The organism is Microbacterium sp. LB12, from assembly GCF_037150835.1.
GTDB lineage: Bacteria > Actinomycetota > Actinomycetes > Actinomycetales > Microbacteriaceae > Microbacterium.
Window position 1 is genome coordinate 233,575 of record NZ_JBBCPF010000003.1, and the last position, 21,677, is coordinate 255,251.

Below are 21,677 nucleotides of genomic sequence, written 5' to 3' on the forward strand. Positions count from 1 at the left end.
AGAGCGTGAATCGAGCGCAGACCGTCCGCAACCGCATCGTCGACGAGATCGGGAGGTCGGGCTTCACCGCCCTCGGCCTCCACGTCCGCACCGGGAACGACGTCGCCGAGCACCGCTGGGCGCCCGATGACCGGGTCGATGTGCACTCCGTCGCTAAGGGCGTCTGCGTCCTCGCTGCCGCGATGGCCGCCGAGGACGGGACGGTGTCGCTCGACGAGCCCGTCGCGGCGTACCTCCCGGACCACGCCCTCGGCGACGGCGCCGACGAGGTCACGCTGCGCCACCTGCTCACGATGACCAGCGGCATCGACTTCCCGTGGTCGGACACCCTGATGACCGACTGGCCCGATCTGGCGCGGGAGTTCCTCCGTCGCCCCGCGCAGGGCCGGGTGTTCCAGTACTCGGATGCCAGCACCTACACCGCGATGGCCGCGCTGGCCGCACGGGTCGGCGACGTGGGCGAGTATCTCGTCCCCCGCCTGTTCGCGCCGCTCGGCATCTCCGACGTGGAGTGGGAGCACAGCCCGAACGGACGCATCGTCGCCGGTGGAGGCCTGTGGCTGCGCACGGAGGAGCTGAGCCGGCTCGGCCTGCTCCTCCGCGACCGCGGCGTGTGGTCGGGGCGCTCCCTGGTCGGCCCGGAGTGGGTCGATGCCATGCACGGCGGATGGGTGGTCGCCGGGGAGAGCCCGACCTACGACCGCTACGCCCTTGCCGGATGGGGCGGCCCCGGACCGGCCTGGCGCCTGCACGGAGCCTACGGACAGCTGCTGATCTTCCTGGACGACGCCGTGGTCACGATCACCGCCGACGACCACTTCGGCGCCGACGCGATCGCGGCGTTCACGGTGGAGACGCTCACCGCGACCTCCGCCTCCTGACGCGTCAGGCGAAGAGCCCGGCGCCCACGTAGGAGCCGGGCTTCGCACCTGCGGGCACGGCCCAGATGCCGGAGCCGACGTGTCTGATGTACTCGTTCATCAGGTCGGTCGAGAGTCGCCGCTGCAGGGTGATGAACTGCGCGGGGTCGCGCTGGCATGACAGGAAGAACAGCCCCGCATCCAATCGACCCAGCGCGTTGTTGCCATCGACGTAGTTGTAGCCGCGCCGCAGGATGCGCACACCGTCGTTCTGCTCGGGATGGGCGAGGCTCACGTGACTGTTCTTGTCGATCGCAGAACCGTGGAAGTCCGGCGCCGTGAACTCGTCTCCACCTGAGAGAGGAGCGCCGTCGCCCTTGTCGCGTCCGATGATCGTGTCCTGCTCGGCGAGGCGCACCCGGTCCCACGTCTCGATCAGCATCGCGATCTTCCGTGCCACGAGATAGGAGCCACCGGCGAGCCAGGCGGGCTCATCCTTCTCGGAGACCCAGACGTGCTCGGTGAGAGCCTCGGTGTCATCGGCGAGGATGTTCGCCGTGCCGTCCTTGAAGCCGAACAGGTTCCGCGGCGTCGCCTGTGTCGCCGTGGTGCGCGACGTCTTCCCGAAGCCGAGCTGCGACCACCGCAGGCGCGCCCGCCCGAAGGCGATGCGGCTGAGGTTGCGGATCGCGTGCACGGCGACCTGCGGGTCATCCGCGCACGCCTGGATGCAGAGGTCGCCGTGGGAGGTCTGCGGGTCCAGATCGTCGCCGAGGAATGCGGGAAGCCGCTCCAGCCCGGCGGGACGGAGCGCGGCGATGCCGTAGCGGTCGCCGTCCGCGTTCTCGAACAGGCCGGGGCCGAAACCGAAGGTGATCGTCAGGCCCGCCGCAGGAAGGCCCAGCGCTTCTCCGGTGTCGTCCGGCGGGGCCTCCGCGGGGCCGCCGACCGCGCCGGTCGCACTGACCTCGAGGCCCTGCGCCATGCGCGAAGCCGCGTACGACCAGTCCTGCAGCAGCGAGATCAGGTCGTCACGATCCGTGCGCGGCATCATGTCGAAGCTCGCGAAGTGGAGGTGATCCTGCACCGGCGTCGTGATGCCCGCCTGGTGCGCACCGAAGAAGTCGTACGCGGAATGCGCGTCCTCGGCGGCACGGGCACGACCGAGCGCGACGCCTCCGGCGAGCCCTGCGCCCGCACCGACGGCAAGACCGGCGACGCCTCCGCCGATGGCCAACCCGAGCAGGCCGCGCCTGCTCAGGCCGGAGGGAGCGGAGACCTCACCCGTCGATGGTTCGTCGGGTGAGGTCTCTGCGTCTGGTTCGTTCACGTCCGCGATGGTACCCGGTCAGCTCAGCGCGAGTCTGATCAGTCGAGGACCGTGCTGGTGAGCTGCGACAGCGGCTCCGCCAACGCGTTGATCAGATCGGTGAACTCGCGCTTGTCGTCTTCGGTCAGCGCCGAGTACCCGACGAAGCCGTCGACCAGCGAGCCGTGCGCGGCGAGCGAGGCCTCGAGCGCCGAATACCCGGACTCGATCTCGGCGACGAGCGCCTTGCCGTCGTCGCCCTGGGCGTCCGCGAAGTCCTGCACCAGCGAGAACGCCATCTTCGAGCCCTCGACGTTCGCGGCGAAGTCGTAGAGGTCGGTGCCCGACCACCAGTCCTCCTCGCCGGAGATCTTGCCGGTCGCGACCTCGTCGAGCAGCGCGATCGCACCGTTGGAGATGCCGCCGATGCCCTGGTCGTCGAGCGCGGTGGTGAAGTCCTTGGAGTGCACGTAGTCGTACAGCTCCTGCACATCGGCGATGAGCAGGTCGCCGTAGTCGGCGCGCTCCGCCGGCGTGGACGGCGCCCAGTCCTGCCAGGCCGAGGTCTCACCGTCGGCGTTCAGCGCATCCTGCGCCGGAACCCAGAGGTCCTTCTCGATGCGGTGGAAGCCGGTCCAGTCCAGTCCCTCGGCCACGGCGTCGACCTCGCGGTAGTCGATGCGCGGGTCGAGGTCGCCCAGCGCTTCCGCGACCGGCTCGATGCGCTCGTAGAACGCGCGGGTCTGCGGGAACAGTGTGCGCGCGGTCTCGTCGTCTCCCGACTCGTACGCGGCCACGAAGTCCTCGACGGCGGGGACGAGCTGCCCGACCTGGTCCTTCACGAACGCGGCGTACAGATCGACCGCCTTCTGCTTCTGCTCGGCGTCGGGGCCATCCACGGCGACGCGGTCACCCGTGACGGTGAACGCCGCCTTGCCGACGCCCTCGCCGAGCATGCCCGGCTTGCACAGCGTGAAGTAGTCACCCGGCTGCGCGACGACCGTGAGAGTGCGCGAGGCAGCAGGGGCGATGTTCTCGACCTCGCCGACGATGCGCAGTCCGTCCTCCGCCAGCAGGTAGAACTCGGTGACCTGCTGGGTGTCGTTCTTGACGTTGAAGGTCAGGGTCCCGCTCTTCGCCGTCGCGGCGGAGACGGCGCAGTCGCTGTCGCTCGACGCGACGTCGAAGGCTCCTGCGGCCGTCGCGTCGCTCTTGGCGACGCAGCCGCTGAGGACGAGGACGGCCGCGCCCGTGGCGGCCAGCGCCCCCAGGATCCGGTAAGAGGTGGTCATGCTGCTCCTTGTTGTGAGAGGGAGGAAGAGTCGGGGCGGGGGTCGGTCTGGGTCTGCGGCCTGGACGGACGCCGCGAGCGGAGACCGCGGATGTACACCCAACCCACGACGACGATGTACAGCGTCCAGGCGACGACCTGCAGCCAGGTCATCTTCGGCATGAAGCCGATCGTCGCCTGCAGGATCGCGGCGAGCGGTCCGCCGGGTGCGATCGACGCGGACACGTCGAATGCCCAGCCGAACGGGAAAGCCGCCCAGCCGATCGCGACATCTCCCGTGACCGGATCGATCGGCGCGGCAGCGGTGAACGGGCCCGGCAGCGCCGCAGCCTCTTGCAGGTCCATGAGCGCGTAGGCGAGGACGCCTGCGGCGACGATGACGAGGAACCCCCCGGTCCAGGCGAAGAATCGGCGCAGATCCAGCTTGACCGCACCGCGGGAGATGAGCCAGCCGATGACGACGGCCGCAGCGAGACCGAGCAATGCGCCGAGGAGGGCGGACGGCGCATCACCGAAGGCCTGCACCATGGACCACAGCAGCAGCGTGGTCTCGATGCCCTCGCGGGCGACCGACACGAAGCCGATGGCGATGAGCGCCCACAGCCCGCCCACGGTGAGAGCGCGGTCGATACCGCCCTCGAGCGTCGCCTTCATGGTGCGGCCCGCGCGCTGCATCCAGAAGATCATCCACGTGACCATCGCGACGGCGAGGAGGGACAACCCTCCGCCGATCAGCTCCTGCGCCTGGAAGGTGAGCTCGTAGGCTCCGAAGGTGAGTACGGCGCCGATGCCGACCGCCAGCGCGATCGCAAGGCCCACACCCGCCCACATCTTGGGAAGAGCATCCTGCCGCCCGAGCCGGCGGAGGTAGGCGACGAGGATGCCGACGACGAGCGCGGCTTCGAGACCCTCGCGGAGGCCGATGAGAAAAGTGGCGAGCACGGAACAACACTCTCTGGCGATGACTGAGGTAAGGCAGCCCTTACCCACGAGACTCTAGCACCGAGATCAGCGCGCACCGAACGCTCGGGCCGGAGGTAATGGAGTGCAACACTGCAGCCCGCCCCCAGAACACCGGCATACCCTCGGTCCATGGCTGAACTCTCGCTCCCCATCCTGGATCTGTCCCAGCTCGACGAAGGCCCCGAGGCCGCGGAACGCTTCCGCGACGAGCTCCGGGCGGCGACCCACGACGTCGGCTTCTTCTACCTCACGGGCACGGGGATCTCCCCCGAGCTCGAGGCCCGCCTGCACCGTGCGGCCCTCGACTTCTTCGCCCTCCCCGAGGCGGACAAGCTCGCCATCGAGAACGTGAACAGCCCGCACTTCCGCGGATACACCCGCATCGGCGGCGAGCGTACCCAGGGGAAGGTCGACTGGCGCGAGCAGATCGACATCGGACCCGAGCGCGAGGCGGTCAGCGACGGCCCCGCGTTCAACCGCCTGATCGGCCCGAACCTGTGGCCGGCCGCGCAGCCCGAGCTGCAGGATGTCGTCGCGGAATGGCACGAAACGTTGTCCGAGGTCGCCCGCAAGCTGCTGCGTGCGTGGGCGCAGACGCTCGGTGCCGACGAGACTTACTTCGACGACCACTTCGGGGAGCCGTCGACGCTCATCAAGATCGTGCGCTACCCCGGTACCCACGAGCCCGAGCCCCAGCAGGGTGTCGGCGCGCACAAGGACTCCGGCGTGCTGACGCTGCTGTGGGTCGAGCCCGGCAAGGGCGGCCTGCAGGTCGAGCGGGACGGCACGTGGGTGGACGCTCCCCCGGTCTCCGGTGCATTCGTCGTCAACATCGGCGAACTGCTCGAGTACGCGACCGGTGGATACCTCAAGGCGACGAACCACCGCGTGGTCTCGCCGAAGGCACCGGACGAGCGGATCTCGATCCCCTTCTTCTTCAACCCCGCCCTCGACAAGCGCCTGCCGCTGATCGAACTCCCCGCGGACCTCGCTGCGGAGGCCGACGGCGTGACCGAGGATCCGAGCAACCCGATCCACGCTCTCTACGGCGAGAACGCGCTCAAGTCTCGTCTGCGCGCGCACCCCGACGTCGCCGCGATCCACCACGCGGATCTGGTGGGCGCGACGAGCTGACCGTCTACCAGTCGAGGGCCTCGGCGAGGGCCGCGATGATGAGTTCGCGGCCCTGCTCGATGTGCGCATACGCCTGAGCAGCCGCGACCTCGCCGCGGCCCGCGACGATCGCGTCGAGCAGCTGCTGATGCTCGACGGCATGCTCCTGCTCGCGGGTGGCGTGCGTGATGCCGAAGATCCACTGCATCCGACCGAGCATCGGCGCCAGGCTGCGCTCCAGGATGCGGTTTCCGGAGAGCCGCACGATCTCGAGGTGGAAGCCGAGGTTCGATTCCCCCAGCTCCACCGTCTCCCCCGGCGCCAGCGCGCGCTCGAGCAGCTCACGCAGCCGATCGGCGCTCGCCTCCCCCGCGTGCACGCGATGCGCGGCGTGCCGCGTCGCATACGGCTCGATGCAGAGCCGCGCGTCGTACAGCTCCTCGACGTCCGCCCTGGTCACGGGCGTGACACTGGCACCCTTGTTGCGCGTGGTCACCACGAAACCCTCGGTCTCCAGACGCTGCAACGCCTGGCGAACCGGCACCCGGGACACCTCGAAGCGCTCGGACAGATCCCGCTCCTTCAACCACGCGCCCGGTGTGAGCTCGCCGACGATGATGCGATGCAGCACGCCCCGGTAGACGCGCTCGGCCAGGGCGGAGCCGTCGGTCGTCGTGCTGTCGGCGCTCATCGCGGAACCTCTCGGGAAATCAGGCATGAAGGGGGTACACGGGCGGGAAGAGGTCATCCGTCGTCCCGTTCCGGTGGTCGCGCCCAGTGTAGGCGTTCCGCATCTTGGCGAAGAGGATCTGCGTGTCCGCGCGCACCGCGTCGAGGTCGATCCCGTCGATCTCACCATCGCGCATCACGACGCGGCCGGCGACCATCGTCAGACAGGCATCGCGTGCCGTGCCGTTGAGCACGAGCGTGCGCAGCGGGTCGTCGACCGCGCCCATCCGCACGTCGTCCAAGCGGAACGCCGTCAGATCGGCCTGGGCGCCTACGGCGATGCGACCGAGATCGGGGCGGTGCAGCGCCCGAGCGCCACCGAGCGTGACCGCATCCACATAACCGGCGAGATCACCCGCCGCGAGGCTGCCGTTCTGCACCTTCGCCACCGACACACCCGTGTCGATGCCGCGGATGAGGTCGGGAGGGAACGAGTCCGTGCCGAGGGCGATGTTCACCCCGGCATCGCGATAGCGCCCGAACGTCTCGAGCTCCGAGCCGTACCGGGCGTTGGTCAACGGGCAGTGCACGAGAGAGACCCCGGCCGCGACCAGGCGCGCGAGGTCGCCGCGATCCTCGCCGTGCACGCGCGGATTCACGTCGAGGAAGACGCCGTGCGGGACGATGAGCCGGTCGTTCAGGAGCCCCCGCTGTTCGATGAGATCGAGCGGGGTGATGCCGTGCTCCGCGAGGATGAGCTCACGCTCGACCTCGCCCTGCAGCGCGTGCAGACGCACGATCGCGCCGCGCTCCGACGCCGCAGCGGCCGTGGCCTCGAGCAGCTCGGGAGTGAGCGTCTCGATGCGGCACGGCAGGAACACCGGGGTGAGCAGCGGATCCGCGAGTGCGGCCAGCTCATCGTGGAAGCGGACGGCATCGGCGAATCCCGACTCCCCCTCCTCCGGCGCGAAGCGCACGACGCGTGCGCCCGACGCCGTGACGACGTTCACGCCCGAGCGATAGGACGGGCCCAGGAATCCGCGCAGGCCGAGACGCCGCGAGAACGCGGCCATCCGATGCAGATCCTCTGCGGATTCGGCCCACACCGAGTGCACCTCCGAGGCGATCGGCATGTACGTGGTGATCCCGTGCAGGGCGAGCTGCACCAGGGCGATCTCGCGGACTCGAGCCCGCTCGTCCGCGTGGAACACGTGGCTCCGGCGTCCGAAGTAGTCGTCCGACCACTGCAGGCGCCCCGCCTGCTCGCGCGATCCCCATGCGTCGAGGATCAGGTGGTCGATGTCGGTGAGCGCGTCCAGGTCGATGAGGCCCGGCATGAGCAGGCTCTCGCCGAGCTCGATGCGCTCGTCGACGTCGGATGGTGCGCCATCGGCAGCGCCAACATAGACGATCCTGTCGTCCTCGACCACGATCGCGCCGTATCGGAGCTCCTCGTGGGTGGTGCCGTCGAATGCCAGCACGTGGTCGGCGGTGAGAAGTGTGCGCATGAGAGCCTCGATGATCCGTGATGCGGTTTGGTATCCAAAAGCTATCCCACCACCCTTCGGCGCTCAAGCCACATGCGGCTTGATTGGCCACAGTTTCGCTGATTCTCGATGATCCTTTCATTTTTGGTATCCCAGAGCCGCATCCTTTGGTATACAATTCTGAGCACCCGCTCCCCGAACCATCAAGGAAGATCGTGACGGACACCCCGACGCTCAGCCCGAAGACGGAGGCGCTGCCTACAGCACCGCCGAAGATCGCGACCGGCCGCTCCCTCCTCGGCACCGCCTGGCTGCGCATCCGTCGGAGCCCCGTCGCCCTGGCATCCTTCGGGGTCGTGGTCGCGATCGTGCTGTTCGCCGTGCTCGCGCCCGTGCTCGTCGCGATCGAGGGACAGGACCCCTTCACGACCCACACCGGACCGGACGTCCTCGACAACTTCATGACGCCCGGCCTCCCGCTCCCCGGATACATGTACCCCTCCACCGAGCACTGGCTCGGCGTCGAACCGGGACTCGGACGCGACATCTTCGCCCGCATCGCCTACGGCGCCCAGGTGTCGCTGCTCATCGCGCTGCTGTCGACCGTGGTCTCGGTCGTCCTCGGCACGGTGCTCGGCGCCGCCGCCGGCTACTTCGGCGGCAAGGTCGACATGGTCATCAGCCGCATCATCGACCTGTTCCTCGCCTTCCCGCACCTGCTTCTGGTGCTGTCGCTCACACCGATCCTGCAGTCCCGGCTCCGTGACACACCGCTCGGCCAAGGCAGCTTCGTCCCGATCGCATCCCTGGTGCTGATCCTGGGCTTCTTCGGCTGGGCGTACCTCGCCCGCGTCGTGCGCGGGCAGGTGCTCAGCATCCGCGAGCAGGAGTACATCGAGGCGGCGAAGTCGTACGGCGCATCGCACCGCACCATCATCTTCCGCCAGGTCATCCCGAACGTTCTCGGGGTCGTGCTCGTCTACGCGACCATGATGATCCCCGCCAACATCTCCGCGGAAGCCGCGCTGTCCTTCCTCGGCGTCGGCGTGAAGGACCCCACGCCGTCGTGGGGCCAGATGCTCAACGCCGCCCAGGCCGGCAACTGGTACCTGAGCGATCCGTGGTTCCTGATCGTCCCCGGCACCGCGCTCATCGTCACCGTGCTCGCCTTCAACCTGCTCGGCGACGCCGTCCGCGATGCGCTCGACCCCAAGGCGTCCCGGAACTGACCACCCCGATCCCGAACACCCATCCCTCATCGAAAGAGAACGAGTCATGAGACACCGCAGTCCCCTGCTCGCCGCTGCGACCGTGGCAATCGCCCTGGTCGTCACCGGCTGCACCAGTCCTGGCACCCAGAACGGGCAGTCGGCCCCGACCGACGCGAAGGACCCGTACGCGGCGCACATCGTGCAGCCCGGATTCGACGAGCCCGGCGGCAACGTCAACGTGCTGATGTCGAGCGACTTCATGACGCTCGACCCCGGCAACAGCAACTACGTGCAGACCGCCAACGTCGGCCAGCTCTACTACCGCACCCTCACCATGGCGAAGGAGACCGCCGGTGTGCCGCCGACGATCGTCGCCGACCTCGCGACCGACACCGGCACCGCGTCCGAGGACGGACTCACCTGGACGTTCACGCTCAAGGACGGCCTGAAGTACGAGGACGGCTCTGCCATCACGGCCGCTGACGTCAAGTACGGGATCGCGCGCACCTTCGCCCGTGACGTCTTCACGCAGGCGCCGCAGGAGCTGAACTCCGCCCTCGCCGCCGACGACTACAAGGGTCCGTATTCGGGCGGTGGCGATCTGACCGCCGTGGAGACGCCGGATGACAAGACGATCATCTTCCACCTGAAGCAGCCCAACCCCGACTTCGCCGCCCTCGTGTCGCGCTCGAACACCGCCCCTGTCCCGCAGGCGAAGGACACGATGCTCGACTACACCAACCACCCGATGTCGTCCGGCCCGTACATGATCGAGAGCTACGATCGCGGGCGGGAGCTGAAGCTGGTGCGCAATCCCGAGTGGGACCCGTCGACCGACGAGAACCGCACCGCGCTGCCGGACACGTTCACGTTCTCGCTGTCGACCGCGCAGGCGACCATCAGCCAGCAGCTGATCTCCGACGCCGACCCGACCGCGATCACGCTCGACTCCAACGGTGCGCTCCAGGCGTCCGACACCGCACGACTGGCCGACGCGGCCGTCGCGGACCGCACCGCATCCGGCCTGCTCGGCTGCACCGACGTGCTCAACTTCAACACCGAGACCATCACCGACCCCGACGTGCGGCATGCACTCGCCCTCGCGATGGACCGCGCGGCGATCCAGGTGCAGTACGGCGGCGCACGCTTCGGCAAGCTCACCAACTCGTACCTGAACGACGCGCAGGTGGGGTACGTCGCCGAGACCACCGACCTCGACATCGACGGCGCGCCGCAGCTCGATGCCGCCAAGAAGCTCCTCGAGGGCAAGGACGTCCCGTCCACGCTCACGTACGGCTACTCGAACGCGATCGACCGGTACAAGAACCTCGGCACCGTGCTGCAGCAGAACTTCAAGGAACTCGGCATCGATCTGCAGCTCGTCCCGATCCCCGCGGCGAACTACTACACCGTGCTCGCCAGCGACGAGATGCCCGACATCGCGCGCGCCGGCTGGTGCGGTGGGGCGGCATCCGGCTCCACCCGCACCACGGTCGACCCCAACCTCGGTCCGAGCCTCGACGGCACGACCTTCGGGTTCAGCAACATCTCGCGCTTCTACGACGCGACACTCTCGGGTGAGATGTACGAGCTCCGCAACACCAACGGCACGTCGGAGGAGCTGAACACCCAGTGGGCAGAGCTCTACAACGAGGCCATGGAGTCGTACCCACTGGTGCCGCTGATCCGCACCTTCACCAACAGCGTCGTGGGGTCGAAGATCCGCAACGCCCAGGTGGGGTACTTCTTCGGAAGCATCGACCTGTCCACCGTCGGCGTCGAGCAGTAACGACCGACACGACACTCCGGAAAGGACGGGGCCGGCCGATCGGTCGGCCCCGTACGGGACAGCAATGTTCGGATTCATCGTCCGCCGCCTGACCGCCCTGGTCATCCTCCTGCTCGTCGTGAGCTTCGTGACGTTCGCCCTGTTCCAGATCGGGCCCGCCGACCCTGCGGCCGCCGCGTGCGGCCAGGAGTGCACTCCCGACCGCATCGCTCAGGCGCGCGTCGCCCTCGGAATGGACAAGCCGTTCCTGGTGCAGTACTTCACCTACCTCAGCGGGTTCTTCGGCGAGCGGATGATCGGCGCTCCCGGTGCCGAGCAGGTGTGCGCCTGGCCGTGCCTGGGCAAGTCGTTCCAGACCAACGAGAACGTCACCGACGTGATCGTCCGCGCCCTGCCGTACACGGTCTCGATCGCCGTCGGCGCTGTGGTGCTGTGGACCGTCGTCGGCGTCGGCTTCGGCCTGCTGGCCGCCCTCCGCAAGGGCCGCGCGACCGACAAGCTCATCGTCGGCGCGGCATCGGTCGGGGTTTCGCTCCCCGTCCCGGTCACCGGACTGCTGCTCCTCCTCGTGTTCGTGAGCGCACTGCACTGGCTGCCGTTCACGAGCAATCAGATCTCCTCGCCGTTCGGCCCGGCCGGTCCCGGCGCCTGGTTCACCAACTACCTGCTCCCCTGGGTCGCCCTGGCGATCCTGTTCAGCGCCCAGTACATCCGCATCACCCGCAACAACATGATCGAGACGTTCGGCGAGGACTACATGCGCACCGCGCGGTCGAAGGGGCTCAGCCCGAGCCGCATCACGACGCACGGCGTGCGCGCCGGCATCACTCCGATCATCACGATGCTGGGCCTCGACATCGGCGCCCTCCTCGGCGGCGCGGTCCTGACCGAGCAGATCTTCTCCGTGCCCGGCCTCGGCTTCACCGCGGTGCGCGCCGCCACGTCGGGAGACCTCCCGGTCACGATGGCGATCACGATGCTCGCCGCCTTCTTCATCATCACTGCGAACGTCATCGTCGACCTCGTCTACGCGAGCGTCGACCCGAGAGTGAGGGTCAACTGATGACCACGCCGATTCTCGACATCCGCGACCTGCGGGTGACCTTCCCCACCGACGACGGGCTGGTGCATGCCGTGAACGGCATGGACCTGGTCGTGCGCCGCGGAGAGACCGTCGGCATCGTCGGCGAATCCGGGTCCGGGAAGACCGTGACCAGTCAGACCCTGATGGGCCTCCTGAAGGGCACGAGCGCCAAGGTCACCGGTCAGGTGCTGTTCGACGGCACCGACCTGGTGCCGCTCGGCGAGAACGAGATGCGCCCCTACCGGGGGCGCAAGATCGGGATGATCTTCCAGGATCCCCTCTCGGCGATGCATCCCTTCTACACCGTGGGCAGGCAGATCGCCGAGGCCTACCGCGTGCACAACAAGGTCAGCGCGAAGGCGGCGAGAGCGCAGGCGATCGAGATGCTCAACCGCGTCGGCATCCCCGACCCGGTCGCGCGCTACGACTCCTACCCGCACGAGTTCTCCGGCGGCATGCGGCAGCGGGCGATGATCGCGATGGCCCTGATCTGCGAGCCGGAGCTGCTGATCGCCGACGAGCCGACCACGGCCCTCGACGTGACCGTGCAAGCGCAGATCCTCGATCTGATCTCGTCGCTCCAGGCGGAGACCGGCTCCGCGGTCATCTTCGTGACGCACGACCTGGGCGTCGTCGCCGAGGTCTGCCAGCGCGTCGTGGTCATGTACGGAGGACAGTGCGTGGAAGAGGCCGACGTGCACGACCTGTTCTTCCGCACCGCGCATCCGTACGCCAGGGGCCTGCTCGCCTCCATGCCCTCGATGGTCGATGAGGCCGGACGCCTCACACCCATCCCCGGATTCCCGCCCTCGCTGCTCGATCTCCCGCGGGGATGCCTGTTCGCCGACCGCTGCCCGGTCGCCGACCTGGTGCCCGACGATCGATGCCGCACCGAGCGCCCCGCTCTCACGCTGGTGGACTCCGGTCACCGAGCCCGCTGCCACCTCGCCGACGTCGACGTCCCGACGTCCGCCCCGTCCCTGCAGGAGGTCGTCCGATGAGCGAGCCGCTCCTGAGCGTCGAGAACCTCGCCAAGCACTTCCAGGTGAGCAAAGGCTTCCTGCGCGGATCGTCGCAGGTCAAGGCTGTCGACGGTGTGTCCTTCACCCTCGAGCGCGGATCGACGCTGGGCCTGGTGGGCGAATCCGGGTGCGGCAAGTCGACCACCGGGCGGCTGCTGATGCGGCTGCTCGCTCCGACGTCCGGGCGCATCCTGCTGGACGGCGCCGACGTGTCCCAGTTGCGCGGCGGTGACCTGCAGCAGTTCCGTCGCCGTGTGCAGATGGTGTTCCAGAACCCCTCGTCGTCACTCAACCCCCGCCAGAGCGTCGGCGCGGCGATCGCGGCGCCCCTGCAGGCCCAGGGCATCGTTCCCAAGGAGGGCATGAAGAACCGGGTCGCGGCGCTCATGGACCGCGTCGGGCTGCGGCCGGAGCACTACAACCGCTTCCCGCACGAGTTCTCCGGCGGGCAGAAGCAGCGCGTCGGGATCGCCCGGGCCTTGGCGCTGGAACCCGACATCGTGATCTGCGACGAACCCGTCTCCGCCCTCGACGTCTCGGTGCAGGCGCAGGTGATCAACCTCCTCCAGGACATCCAGGCCGACACCGGCATCTCCTACGTGTTCATCGCGCACGATCTGTCCGTGGTCAGGCACTTCGCCGACGAGGTCGCCGTGATGTACCTCGGCCGGATCATGGAGCACGGCACGAGGGACGCGGTGTTCGGCGCACCCCGGCATCCGTACACGCAGTCGCTGCTGTCATCGGTGCCGAGCCCCGACCCGACCGCCGACCGCAGCCGGCGGATCCGCCTGGTCGGCGATCTGCCGCACCCGTCGAATCCACCCAGCGGATGCGTGTTCCGCACCCGCTGCCCCGTCCTCCCCCTCCTGGACGAAGACGGTCGGCGACGGTGCGGCGAGGAGGTTCCCACCGGCGCTGCCGCGTGCCATCATCTCGTCGAAGCCGCAGACCTCGCGTCGCGGCTCGGCTCCCCCGAAGAAAGGAAAGTCCATGCTGATTCGTGACGTCCGTCCCTGGGGCGCACCCGCCTCCGATGTCCTGATCGAGGACGGGCGCATCGCCCGGATCCAGCCCCACGAGGGCACACCGACGCTCGGCGACGACATCGACGGGCGCGGACGGCTCCTGCTGCCGTCGTTCAGCGACGTGCACGTGCACCTGGACTCCACCCGCATCGGCCTGCCGTTCCGCGAGCACACCGGCGCTCCCGGCGTCTGGGGCATGATGATGAACGACCGCGAGAACTGGCGGAACGCGGAGATCGACCTCCCCACGCGGGTGGCCGGCACGCTCGAGCGGATGATCGCCCGCGGCACCACCCGGGTACGCTCCTACGCCCAGGTGGACGTGGACTGCAAGCTGGAGAAGTTCGACGCCGTGATGGCGGCGAAGGAGAAGTTCGCCGCGCACGCCGATGTGCAGGTGATGACCTTCCCCCAGGCGGGGATCCTGCGGGAGGCGGGCACGGTCGAGTACCTGGAGGAGTCGCTCAAGCAGGGTGCCGACGTGATCGGCGGCATCGACCCGTCGCAGCTCGACCGCGATCCCGCCCGGCACCTCGACATCGTGTTCGGGCTCGCCGAGAAGTACCAGGTCGAGGTGGACATCCACCTGCACGAACCGGGCGCGCTCGGCGTGTTCAGCACGGAGCTCGTGATGGAGCGGACCCGCACACTCGGCATGCAGGGCAAGGTGACGATGTCGCACGCCTACGAGCTCGGCTCCGTCGACGAGGCCACCAGCCGACGCCTGATCGAGGAGTTCGCGGAGCTCGACATCTCGATGGCGACCGTCGCGCCCTCGACCAGCAACCACCTCTCGCTCGTGCAGCTCGTCGAGGCCGGTGTGCGCATCGGGCTCGGTCAGGACGGCCAGCGCGACTATTGGAGCCCCTACGGCAACGCGGACATGCTCGACCGCACCTGGCAGCTCGCCTTCACGAACGGCTTCCGCCGCGACGACCACATCGAGATGGCCCTCGCCGTCGCGACGATGGGCGGAGCGAGCATCATGTCGCACGACACTCCGCGGCTGACCGGTGTCGGCGATCGGCCCGGCCTCGCCGTCGGCGACCGTGCCGACCTGCTCCTGGTCGACGGAGAGACGCCCACGAGCGCGGTGATGGACCGCGGGTCCGACCGGCTCGTCCTGCATGACGGCCGTGTGGTCGCCGACGGCCTCCGTGTCGTCGCGCTCTGAGCGTCGAGGCAGCGAGGTCCGCGACAAGGCGGTCGGGCTCGGCGCAGCCCTGCTGATCGGTCTCAACCTGCGCCCGGCGATCACCTCGGTCGCCGCGCTGTTGGAGCCGACGGGCGCATGGTTCGGCCTGTCCGCCGTGCAGCTGAGCCTGCTGGCGACGCTGCCCGTGATCGCGTTCGGGCTCAGCGCCCCGATCGGACCGCTCCTCGCGCGCCGCGTCGGCGTGACCAGGGCGTTGATCTGGACGATGGTGGCACTGGCGGCGGCACTCGCGCTGCGGGTCGTCGTTCCCGGCGGAATGCTCGCCGGCACGTTCCTCACCGGCGTCGCGATCATGGCCGCCGGCACACTGCTGCCGCAGTATCTCAAGTCGTTGCAGGCGGGCGGGGTGTGGATCGGTCTGAGCAGCATGTCGTTCAGCGCGGGTGCGGCGCTCGGCGCGGGACTGACCGTGCCGTTGAGCACCGTCGGCGGTCCCGCGGTGGCGCTCGGGGCGTGGGCGCTGCCGGCGATGATCGCCGCAGGGGCGATGCTCGGCGTGGCCCTGCGCTCGGAGGCTCCGGTGCCGTCGACGTCACGGATGACGCTGTCGCGGGAGAGCCTCCCGACGGTCACGCTGATCACGGCCATGTTCGGGCTGCAGGCGATGCTGTTCTTCGCCGTGACCGCCTGGCTCCCCCGTCTGCTCGGTGACCGCGGCGTCGAACCGCAGACGGCCGGCTGGTTGCTCGCGCTGGCGAGTGCGGCGGGTCTGGTGCCGACGCTCCTCGCACCGGTGCTGGCCCGTCGTCGCCGCGTGCTGCTCTGGCTCGGTCCGGGTCTCGGCGTCGTGATGCTCCTGGCGTTCGTCTGGCTCGCCTCCGGAGACGGGTCCTACATCGCCATCACCGTCGTGCTCGGCGGCGTCCAGGGGGCGACCTTCGGGCTGTCCCTCGCACTGATCGTCACGCTCGCCGCGAACGAGGCCTCCGCCGGGATGCTGTCGGCCGTGGCTCAGGGCGTCGGCTACGCCTTCGCGGGCGCGGGGAGCCTGCTCGTCGGAGTCCTGCACGACGTCACCGGCGGTTGGACGGCGAGCCTTCTGCTCATGATCGTGTGCGCCGCGGCGCTCACGATCGTCGTGGGACTCGTGATCCGTCGGCGACCGGTGGACCTGCGCGCCGTGTCCGAAACGCCCGCAGGCACCCGGACATGACGAAGGCCGCCCCACACCGTGGGGCGGCCTTCTCAAGAATGTTTTGCGCGATTGAACGCTGGTTCGCTCTGCCTCAGCGGCGAAGTCCGAGACGCTCGATCAGCGAGCGGTAGCGCTCGATGTCGATGTCCTGGAGGTAGCCGAGCAGACGACGGCGCTGACCGACGAGCAGGAACAGACCACGACGCGAGTGGTGGTCGTGCTTGTGCTCCTTCAGGTGCTCGGTGAGGTCCTTGATGCGCTGCGTCAGCATTGCGACCTGCACCTCGGGGGATCCGGTGTCACCGGGGTGCGTCGCGTACTCTTCGATGATCGCCTTCTTGACGTCTGCTTCCAGTGCCATAGATTCGATCCCCTCTCTGCTTGTTGCGCGGCGCCCGACGCCTCATGCGTGGGCTCTCTTTATCCGCGGCCGATCAAACGGCAACCTGACGAGTCTACCAGCCGTCGACTGCTTCAGGTGACACAGCGGCGCCCGGACCGTCGGCGGGGTCAACTAGTCTCGAATGGTGCAGATCAGGTCCGAGGAGTGAGCGCCCGTCGCGGGCATCTGATCGATCTCTCACCGCTTCGGACCAGCCCGGCCTTCGCGCGGATGTGGATCGGCTCGACCCTCGCCGGCATCGGCGGACAGTTGACGATCGTCACCGTGATGCTGCATGTGTTCGCGCTGACCCAGAGCACCTTCGCCGTCTCGATGATCGCCGTCGCGGGTCTCGTGCCGATGATCCTCGCCGGGCTCTACGGCGGCATGCTCGCCGACGCGTTCGACCGGCGACGGGTCGCACTCATCGCCGCCACCATCACCTTCGCGTCCACCGCCCTCCTCGCAGCCCTCACCTGGACCGGCATGGAGACGATCTGGTGGCTGTACGCGCTGAGCATGATCAATTCGGCCGCGAACTCGGTCGGCATGGCCACGCGTACCGCGATCGTCCCCCGCCTCATCCCCCGCGAGAAGCTGGCGGCGGCGTCCGCGCTCAACGGCGTCGCGTTCGGCCTCACGGTGATGGCCGGCCCCGCCCTCGCCGGGCTCCTCGTCGCCCTGACCGGTTACGGCTGGACCTACACGATCGATGTCGTGCTGATGCTGTCGATGTTCCTGGGACTGTGGACGCTGCCGGCACTGCGGCCGGAAGGCGAGACCGTCCGGCCAGGGCTCGAATCGCTGGTCGACGGGTGGAGGTTCCTCCGCAGGGCCGGCAACATCCGCATGCAGTACATCATCGACATCATCGCGATGACGTTCGGACAGCCCCTCGTGCTCTTCCCCGCGCTCGGCACCGTACTGCTGGGCGGCGGAGCGCTCACCACGGGCATCCTCACGGCCGCCGTCGCCGTCGGAACCTTCGCATCGAGTCTGTTCTCCGGACGCGTGGTGCAGTACCGCTGGCATGGGCGCGGCATCGCCAGGGCCGTGCAGGCCTACGGCGGCGCGATCCTGCTGTTCGGCATCGTGCTGCTGATCGGCGCGTTCTCGGCGCCCGCCAGCGAGACGATGCCGCATGTCGGACTCATCATCGCGGCCTGCGTGGCCCTGGCGCTGTCGGGAGCATCGGACAACGTGAGTTCGATCTACCGCAACACGATGATGCAGGCCGCGGTTCCGGACGCGATGCGGGGTCGCCTGCAGGGCCTGTTCATCGTCGTCGTGGCGGGTGGTCCCCGAGTGGGTGCGCTGTACGCCGGGACGCTCGCGACTCTGACCAGCCTGTGGTTCCCTCCCCTGCTCGGCGGCTTCCTGGTGATCGCCCTGGTCGCGCTGCTCGCCGGGAGGAACCGCCGCTTCCGCGACTACGACGCAGAGAACCCCGAGCCCTGAGGGGCCCGGGGTCAGAAAGCCTGCAGCGTGATCAGTCCTGCTGCAGGGCACCCTGCAGGTCGAGGTTGATCGTGATGTCCTTGCCCACGAGCACGCCGCCCGTCTCGAGCGCCGCGTTCCAGGTGAGGCCGAAATCCTCGCGGTTGATCACGGTCTTGGCGGACGCGCCGGCCTTGTAGTTGCCGTACGGGTCGGTGCCGAAGCCGCCGAAGTCGAGCTCGAAGCTGACGGGCTTGGTGATACCGCGGATCGTGAGGTCGCCATCGACGAACAGGTCGTCTCCCTGGACGCGTGCTCCGGTGGAGACGAACTCCATGGTCGGGAAGTTCTCGGTGTCGAAGAAGTCGGCGGAGCGCAGGTGCGCGTCACGGCCCGCGTCGTTGGTGTCGATCGACGTCACGTCGACGCTCGCCTGGACGGTGGTCTCGAGCGGGTTCTCGGGAGCGACGAGCGTCGCGTTCTTGACGCCGAAGCTGCCGCGCACCTTCGAGATCATCATGTGGCGCACGCTGAACGTGACCTCGCTGTGCGAAGGGTCCAGGACCCAGGTGCCGGGGCGGTAGCCGGGGATGTCGATGCTGGTCATTGCTTCTCCTCTGGAGGCGTCAGCCGCGGATGCGACTCGGGACAGGGGCCGCGGGTGCCGCGACCTCTGTGACAACTTACATTCACTCGCATATATTCCCCTGAATGCAGATTCTTTCCGCAGACAGCGAGAGGCGCCCCTCTCCGGAAAGAGCGGGGCGCCTCGTGGATGTGTCGCGATCAGCCGACAGCGACGAGATCGATGATGAAGATCAGCGTCTTGCCGGAGAGGAAGTGACCTCCGCCGACCGGGCCGTATGCGAGGTGCGGCGGGATGATCAGCTCGCGGCGGCCGCCGACCTTCATGCCGGGGATGCCGTCCTGCCAGCCCTGGATCAGGCCGCGCAGCGGGAACTGGATGGTCTCGCCACGACCCCAGGAGGAATCGAACTCCTCGCCGGACTCGAACTCGACGCCGGCGTAGTGGACGGTCACGGTGTCGCCGGGCTTCGCCTCGGCACCGTCACCCTCGATGATGTCGCGGATGACGAGCTCCGCGGGAGCGGGGGCGCTGGGGGCATCGAACTCAGGCTTTGTGCGATCAGTCATGACTCCATCCAACCCTCCCTCGACAGACGCGGTCAACGCGATCGCACCTGCTCACAGCGAACACTTCGACAGGCCTTCGCACGCACCGGGTGCGGTCACCTGGAAGAACGCTCTTGACACCCGGAGGGGTCGGGTGCACCCTGTTTACAGATCAACTCAGCGCCCGGGAGACTCGCAGGCATCGCCGCAGCACCGGGCGCTGAGTCTTGCCCCCGGCGCTTTTCAACCGACCCGCAGCGCGATTCAGTAGGCCAGCAAGGCGGCCCTGGTCGCTCGCGTGCGGATCAGCAACGCCCGCTCATCGTCCTTCGCGAGCGGGTCGCGGCCGGTGATCGCGCGCTGACGCACCGCCGCGAGCTCGGTCGCATCCTTGATGAAGGTCCGCATCAGCGGACGCCGATCGCCCCGCAAGCCCGCGGCCCAGGCGAGTCCGACCTTGCGTCCCGCCGGTGTGGCCAGCATCGTGACCTCCTCCGGGGTGAACCAGCCGGCCGCGGCGTACTCCGCCAGCCGCGCTCTGGTGAGACGGGCCTCCTCGCGCCGCAGGGCGACGATGACCAGGATGAACCCGATGAACAGCGGGACCTGGAGCGTGAAGTAGAGGCCGAAGAAGTCCGCGAAGGTCGCGGAGCCGTTCCACAGCGCGTGCAGCAGGATGGCTCCGATCAGCCCCAGCGCACCTGCGCCGAGCGCCGCGGACGCCGACCCGTGCCGTCGCGCGACGAGACCGATCGCGAAACCGGTCATCGCGGTGAACATCGCATGCGCGAACGGCGACAGCAGGCCGCGGACCACGAACGTCACGGTCAGCTGCTCGCCGCCGCCCTCGATCAGGCTCAGCCCGAAATACTGGATGTTCTCGCTGAACGCGAAGCCCGCACCGACCAGTGCGCCGTAGACGATGCCGTCCACGGGTCCGTCGAAGGCTCGTCGCGCCAACAGGAAGATGAGGAAGACCCCGAGGCCTTTCCCTACCTCCTCCACGATCGGCGCCTGCACGACGGCGGTGAACTCCTCGGAGCGGATGTCGAACAACATCGTCAGGCCCGTGTCGACGAGGAGCGTCAGGCCCACCGCGGCGACAGCTCCCCAGAGGATGGCGAAGGCGACCAGGCGCTTGGGCTCCGGCTCCCAGCGGTCGATCATGCGCACCCCGAGGAAGACGATCGTCAACGGGATGAGCGCGAGGACCAGTCCCACCACCGAGGCGACGGAACCCAGGGCCCACACGAAGTAGCCGACCAGTGCGATCAGCACGAAACCGAGCACTCCGAACAGCCACAGCGATACCGTCCGACCCTTCCGCGTCGGCACCGGCAGAGCCGGCAGCGACTCGGCGGGAGACGGAGCGACCGGGGCCGGCGGCGTGTACGGCGTCGGCTGCGCCAGCGAGGAGGCGTAGCCCGACGCCGGGGCGAAAGCCGCCATGCCCCCGGCGGGATACCCGCCCGAGGTGGGCGCGGACGGACGCGGATCGGCGTCGCGCGGCGCAGACGGCGGCGTGTACGACGGCGGCTGCGACGGGGGCGGTCCTCCGGAACTCATAGCCAAAGCTTATGCGGCACAAGAGACCGGTCCCCGGTATGGCTGAGTCCTCCATCCGCCCGCCGCCCCGCACCCGGTAGCGTAGAAGCATGCGGTTCGCTCATCTGCGCCGTCCTGACTCCCCTCATGCGGTTCTCGCCGTGGTGCAGGACTCGGACGCCATCCTCGTCTCTGACCTCCTGACCGACGCGCCTGCCACGCTGCAGCAGCTGATCGAAGGAGGGGACGACCTCCTCGACCGCGTGCGCGCCGCCGTGGCGGACAGCACCGACACTCCCCGGCACCCGCTGGGCGACTGGACGTTCGATTCCGCCGTGCTCGCTCCCCCGGCCGTGCTCGCGGTCGGCCTCAACTACGCGGCGCACTCCAGCGAGCTCGGCCTCAAGACGGACACCGCCCCGACCGTGTTCACCCTGTGGCCGAACTCGCTCACCGGGCACGAGCAGACCACGTCCTGGCCCCGGAGCCTGAGCGAGGCCGTCGACTACGAAGCCGAGCTCGGTGTGCTCATCGGCACGCCGGCGAAAGACGTCGACGAGGCGGATGCCCTCTCCCACGTGTGGGGCTACACCGTCGTCAACGACATCACCGCCAGGAACATCCAGTTCTCCGAGGCGCAGTGGTCGCGCTGCAAGTCCTTCGACGGCTTCACGCCGACCGGGCCGTTCGCGGTGACCGCCGACGAGGTGCCCGATCCGCAGGACCTGCACATCTGGGCCGTCGTCGACGGGCACACCGTGCAGGATGCCAGCACCGACCAGATGGTGCGATCGGTCGCCAAGCTCATCGCGCACCTGTCGCAGTCGCTCACGCTGCTCCCCGGAACCCTCATCTCGACGGGCAGCCCCGGTGGAGCCGGCTACTCGCGCGACCCGCAGATCTTCCTCCGCGATCGCTCGACCGTCACCGTCGGCATCGACGGCCTCGGCGAGCTCACGACGCACTGCCGTGTGATCGACTGACCACCCGCGCACGAAGAAG

Annotated in this window: 20 protein-coding genes; 11 read left to right on the top strand and 9 right to left on the bottom strand. The window is 68.7% G+C overall.

What is annotated here, in order from left to right; translation table 11 throughout:
* The first annotated feature begins 5 nt into the window (after positions 1-5).
* Complete coding sequence (locus tag WFM69_RS08135; RefSeq protein WP_337003468.1) at positions 6-881, top strand: serine hydrolase domain-containing protein; 876 nt, start codon at positions 6-8, stop codon at positions 879-881.
* A gap of 4 nt (positions 882-885) precedes the next feature.
* Here WFM69_RS08135 and efeB read toward each other — a convergent pair whose 3' ends face one another.
* The 3 genes from efeB to efeU are packed head-to-tail and all read right to left on the bottom strand — an operon-like array spanning position 886 to position 4,402.
* Positions 886-2,190: an iron uptake transporter deferrochelatase/peroxidase subunit gene (gene efeB, locus WFM69_RS08140; RefSeq protein ID WP_337003470.1), complete on the bottom strand. Its 1,305-nt coding sequence runs from the start codon at positions 2,188-2,190 to the stop codon at positions 886-888.
* 38 nt (positions 2,191-2,228) lie between these two features.
* Positions 2,229-3,461 carry an iron uptake system protein EfeO gene (gene efeO, locus WFM69_RS08145; RefSeq protein ID WP_337003472.1) on the bottom strand — a complete coding sequence of 411 codons (1,233 nt, stop codon included), beginning with the start codon at positions 3,459-3,461 and terminating at the stop codon, positions 2,229-2,231.
* Positions 3,458-4,402: an iron uptake transporter permease EfeU gene (efeU, locus tag WFM69_RS08150; RefSeq protein ID WP_337003474.1), complete on the bottom strand. Its 945-nt coding sequence runs from the start codon at positions 4,400-4,402 to the stop codon at positions 3,458-3,460. The genes efeO and efeU overlap by 4 nt, the downstream gene beginning before the upstream one ends.
* A gap of 150 nt (positions 4,403-4,552) precedes the next feature.
* Here efeU and WFM69_RS08155 point away from each other — a divergent pair, with 150 nt between their 5' ends.
* Positions 4,553-5,557, top strand: coding sequence for an isopenicillin N synthase family dioxygenase (locus tag WFM69_RS08155; RefSeq protein WP_337003476.1), 1,005 nt, complete (start codon positions 4,553-4,555; stop codon positions 5,555-5,557).
* Between the two features lie 4 nt (positions 5,558-5,561).
* On the opposite strand, the gene WFM69_RS08160 is transcribed toward WFM69_RS08155, so the two are convergent.
* Entirely contained in the window at positions 5,562-6,227 is a 666-nt protein-coding gene (locus WFM69_RS08160) for a GntR family transcriptional regulator (RefSeq protein ID WP_337003479.1), read from the bottom strand.
* Between the two features lie 19 nt (positions 6,228-6,246).
* Positions 6,247-7,713 carry a chlorohydrolase family protein gene (locus WFM69_RS08165; RefSeq protein ID WP_337003481.1) on the bottom strand — a complete coding sequence of 489 codons (1,467 nt, stop codon included), beginning with the start codon at positions 7,711-7,713 and terminating at the stop codon, positions 6,247-6,249.
* A 194-nt stretch (positions 7,714-7,907) separates the two neighbouring features.
* On the opposite strand from WFM69_RS08165, the gene WFM69_RS08170 reads away from it, so the two are divergent.
* From WFM69_RS08170 to WFM69_RS08200, 7 genes are all read left to right on the top strand, one after another.
* The gene (locus WFM69_RS08170; RefSeq protein ID WP_337003483.1) at positions 7,908-8,921 is read left to right on the top strand and encodes an ABC transporter permease; all 1,014 of its coding nucleotides are present in this window, start codon (positions 7,908-7,910) and stop codon (positions 8,919-8,921) included.
* A gap of 46 nt (positions 8,922-8,967) precedes the next feature.
* Positions 8,968-10,692, top strand: coding sequence for an ABC transporter substrate-binding protein (locus WFM69_RS08175; RefSeq protein WP_337003485.1), 1,725 nt, complete (start codon positions 8,968-8,970; stop codon positions 10,690-10,692).
* 64 nt (positions 10,693-10,756) lie between these two features.
* Positions 10,757-11,755 carry an ABC transporter permease gene (locus WFM69_RS08180; protein WP_337003487.1) on the top strand — a complete coding sequence of 333 codons (999 nt, stop codon included), beginning with the start codon at positions 10,757-10,759 and terminating at the stop codon, positions 11,753-11,755.
* The gene (locus WFM69_RS08185) at positions 11,755-12,777 is read left to right on the top strand and encodes an ABC transporter ATP-binding protein (protein WP_337003488.1); all 1,023 of its coding nucleotides are present in this window, start codon (positions 11,755-11,757) and stop codon (positions 12,775-12,777) included. The genes WFM69_RS08180 and WFM69_RS08185 overlap by 1 nt, the downstream gene beginning before the upstream one ends.
* Positions 12,774-13,805 carry an ABC transporter ATP-binding protein gene (locus WFM69_RS08190; protein ID WP_337003490.1) on the top strand — a complete coding sequence of 344 codons (1,032 nt, stop codon included), beginning with the start codon at positions 12,774-12,776 and terminating at the stop codon, positions 13,803-13,805. The genes WFM69_RS08185 and WFM69_RS08190 overlap by 4 nt, the downstream gene beginning before the upstream one ends.
* Positions 13,792-15,000, top strand: coding sequence for an amidohydrolase family protein (locus WFM69_RS08195; RefSeq protein WP_337003492.1), 1,209 nt, complete (start codon positions 13,792-13,794; stop codon positions 14,998-15,000). The genes WFM69_RS08190 and WFM69_RS08195 overlap by 14 nt, the downstream gene beginning before the upstream one ends.
* On the top strand, positions 14,954-16,195 hold the full coding sequence (locus WFM69_RS08200; protein WP_337003494.1) for an MFS transporter: 1,242 nt from the start codon (positions 14,954-14,956) through the stop codon (positions 16,193-16,195). The genes WFM69_RS08195 and WFM69_RS08200 overlap by 47 nt, the downstream gene beginning before the upstream one ends.
* Positions 16,196-16,268: 73 nt before the next feature.
* Here WFM69_RS08200 and rpsO read toward each other — a convergent pair whose 3' ends face one another.
* Positions 16,269-16,538: a 30S ribosomal protein S15 gene (gene rpsO, locus WFM69_RS08205; RefSeq protein ID WP_055993247.1), complete on the bottom strand. Its 270-nt coding sequence runs from the start codon at positions 16,536-16,538 to the stop codon at positions 16,269-16,271.
* A gap of 186 nt (positions 16,539-16,724) precedes the next feature.
* Here rpsO and WFM69_RS08210 point away from each other — a divergent pair, with 186 nt between their 5' ends.
* A complete protein-coding gene (locus WFM69_RS08210) occupies positions 16,725-18,017 on the top strand; it encodes an MFS transporter (protein ID WP_337003498.1) in 1,293 nt (430 codons plus the stop codon).
* A gap of 31 nt (positions 18,018-18,048) precedes the next feature.
* Here WFM69_RS08210 and WFM69_RS08215 read toward each other — a convergent pair whose 3' ends face one another.
* From WFM69_RS08215 to WFM69_RS08225, 3 genes are all read right to left on the bottom strand, one after another.
* Positions 18,049-18,603, bottom strand: coding sequence for a YceI family protein (locus tag WFM69_RS08215; protein WP_337003500.1), 555 nt, complete (start codon positions 18,601-18,603; stop codon positions 18,049-18,051).
* A 179-nt stretch (positions 18,604-18,782) separates the two neighbouring features.
* Positions 18,783-19,151: an FKBP-type peptidyl-prolyl cis-trans isomerase gene (locus WFM69_RS08220; RefSeq protein WP_136043684.1), complete on the bottom strand. Its 369-nt coding sequence runs from the start codon at positions 19,149-19,151 to the stop codon at positions 18,783-18,785.
* A 243-nt stretch (positions 19,152-19,394) separates the two neighbouring features.
* Positions 19,395-20,465: a PrsW family intramembrane metalloprotease gene (locus WFM69_RS08225; RefSeq protein WP_442928449.1), complete on the bottom strand. Its 1,071-nt coding sequence runs from the start codon at positions 20,463-20,465 to the stop codon at positions 19,395-19,397.
* 320 nt (positions 20,466-20,785) lie between these two features.
* Between WFM69_RS08225 and WFM69_RS08230 the strand changes: the two genes are divergently transcribed.
* Positions 20,786-21,658 (top strand): fumarylacetoacetate hydrolase family protein, encoded by an 873-nt coding sequence (locus WFM69_RS08230; RefSeq protein WP_337003506.1) that lies wholly within the window; start codon positions 20,786-20,788, stop codon positions 21,656-21,658.
* The last annotated feature ends 19 nt before the right edge of the window (positions 21,659-21,677 follow it).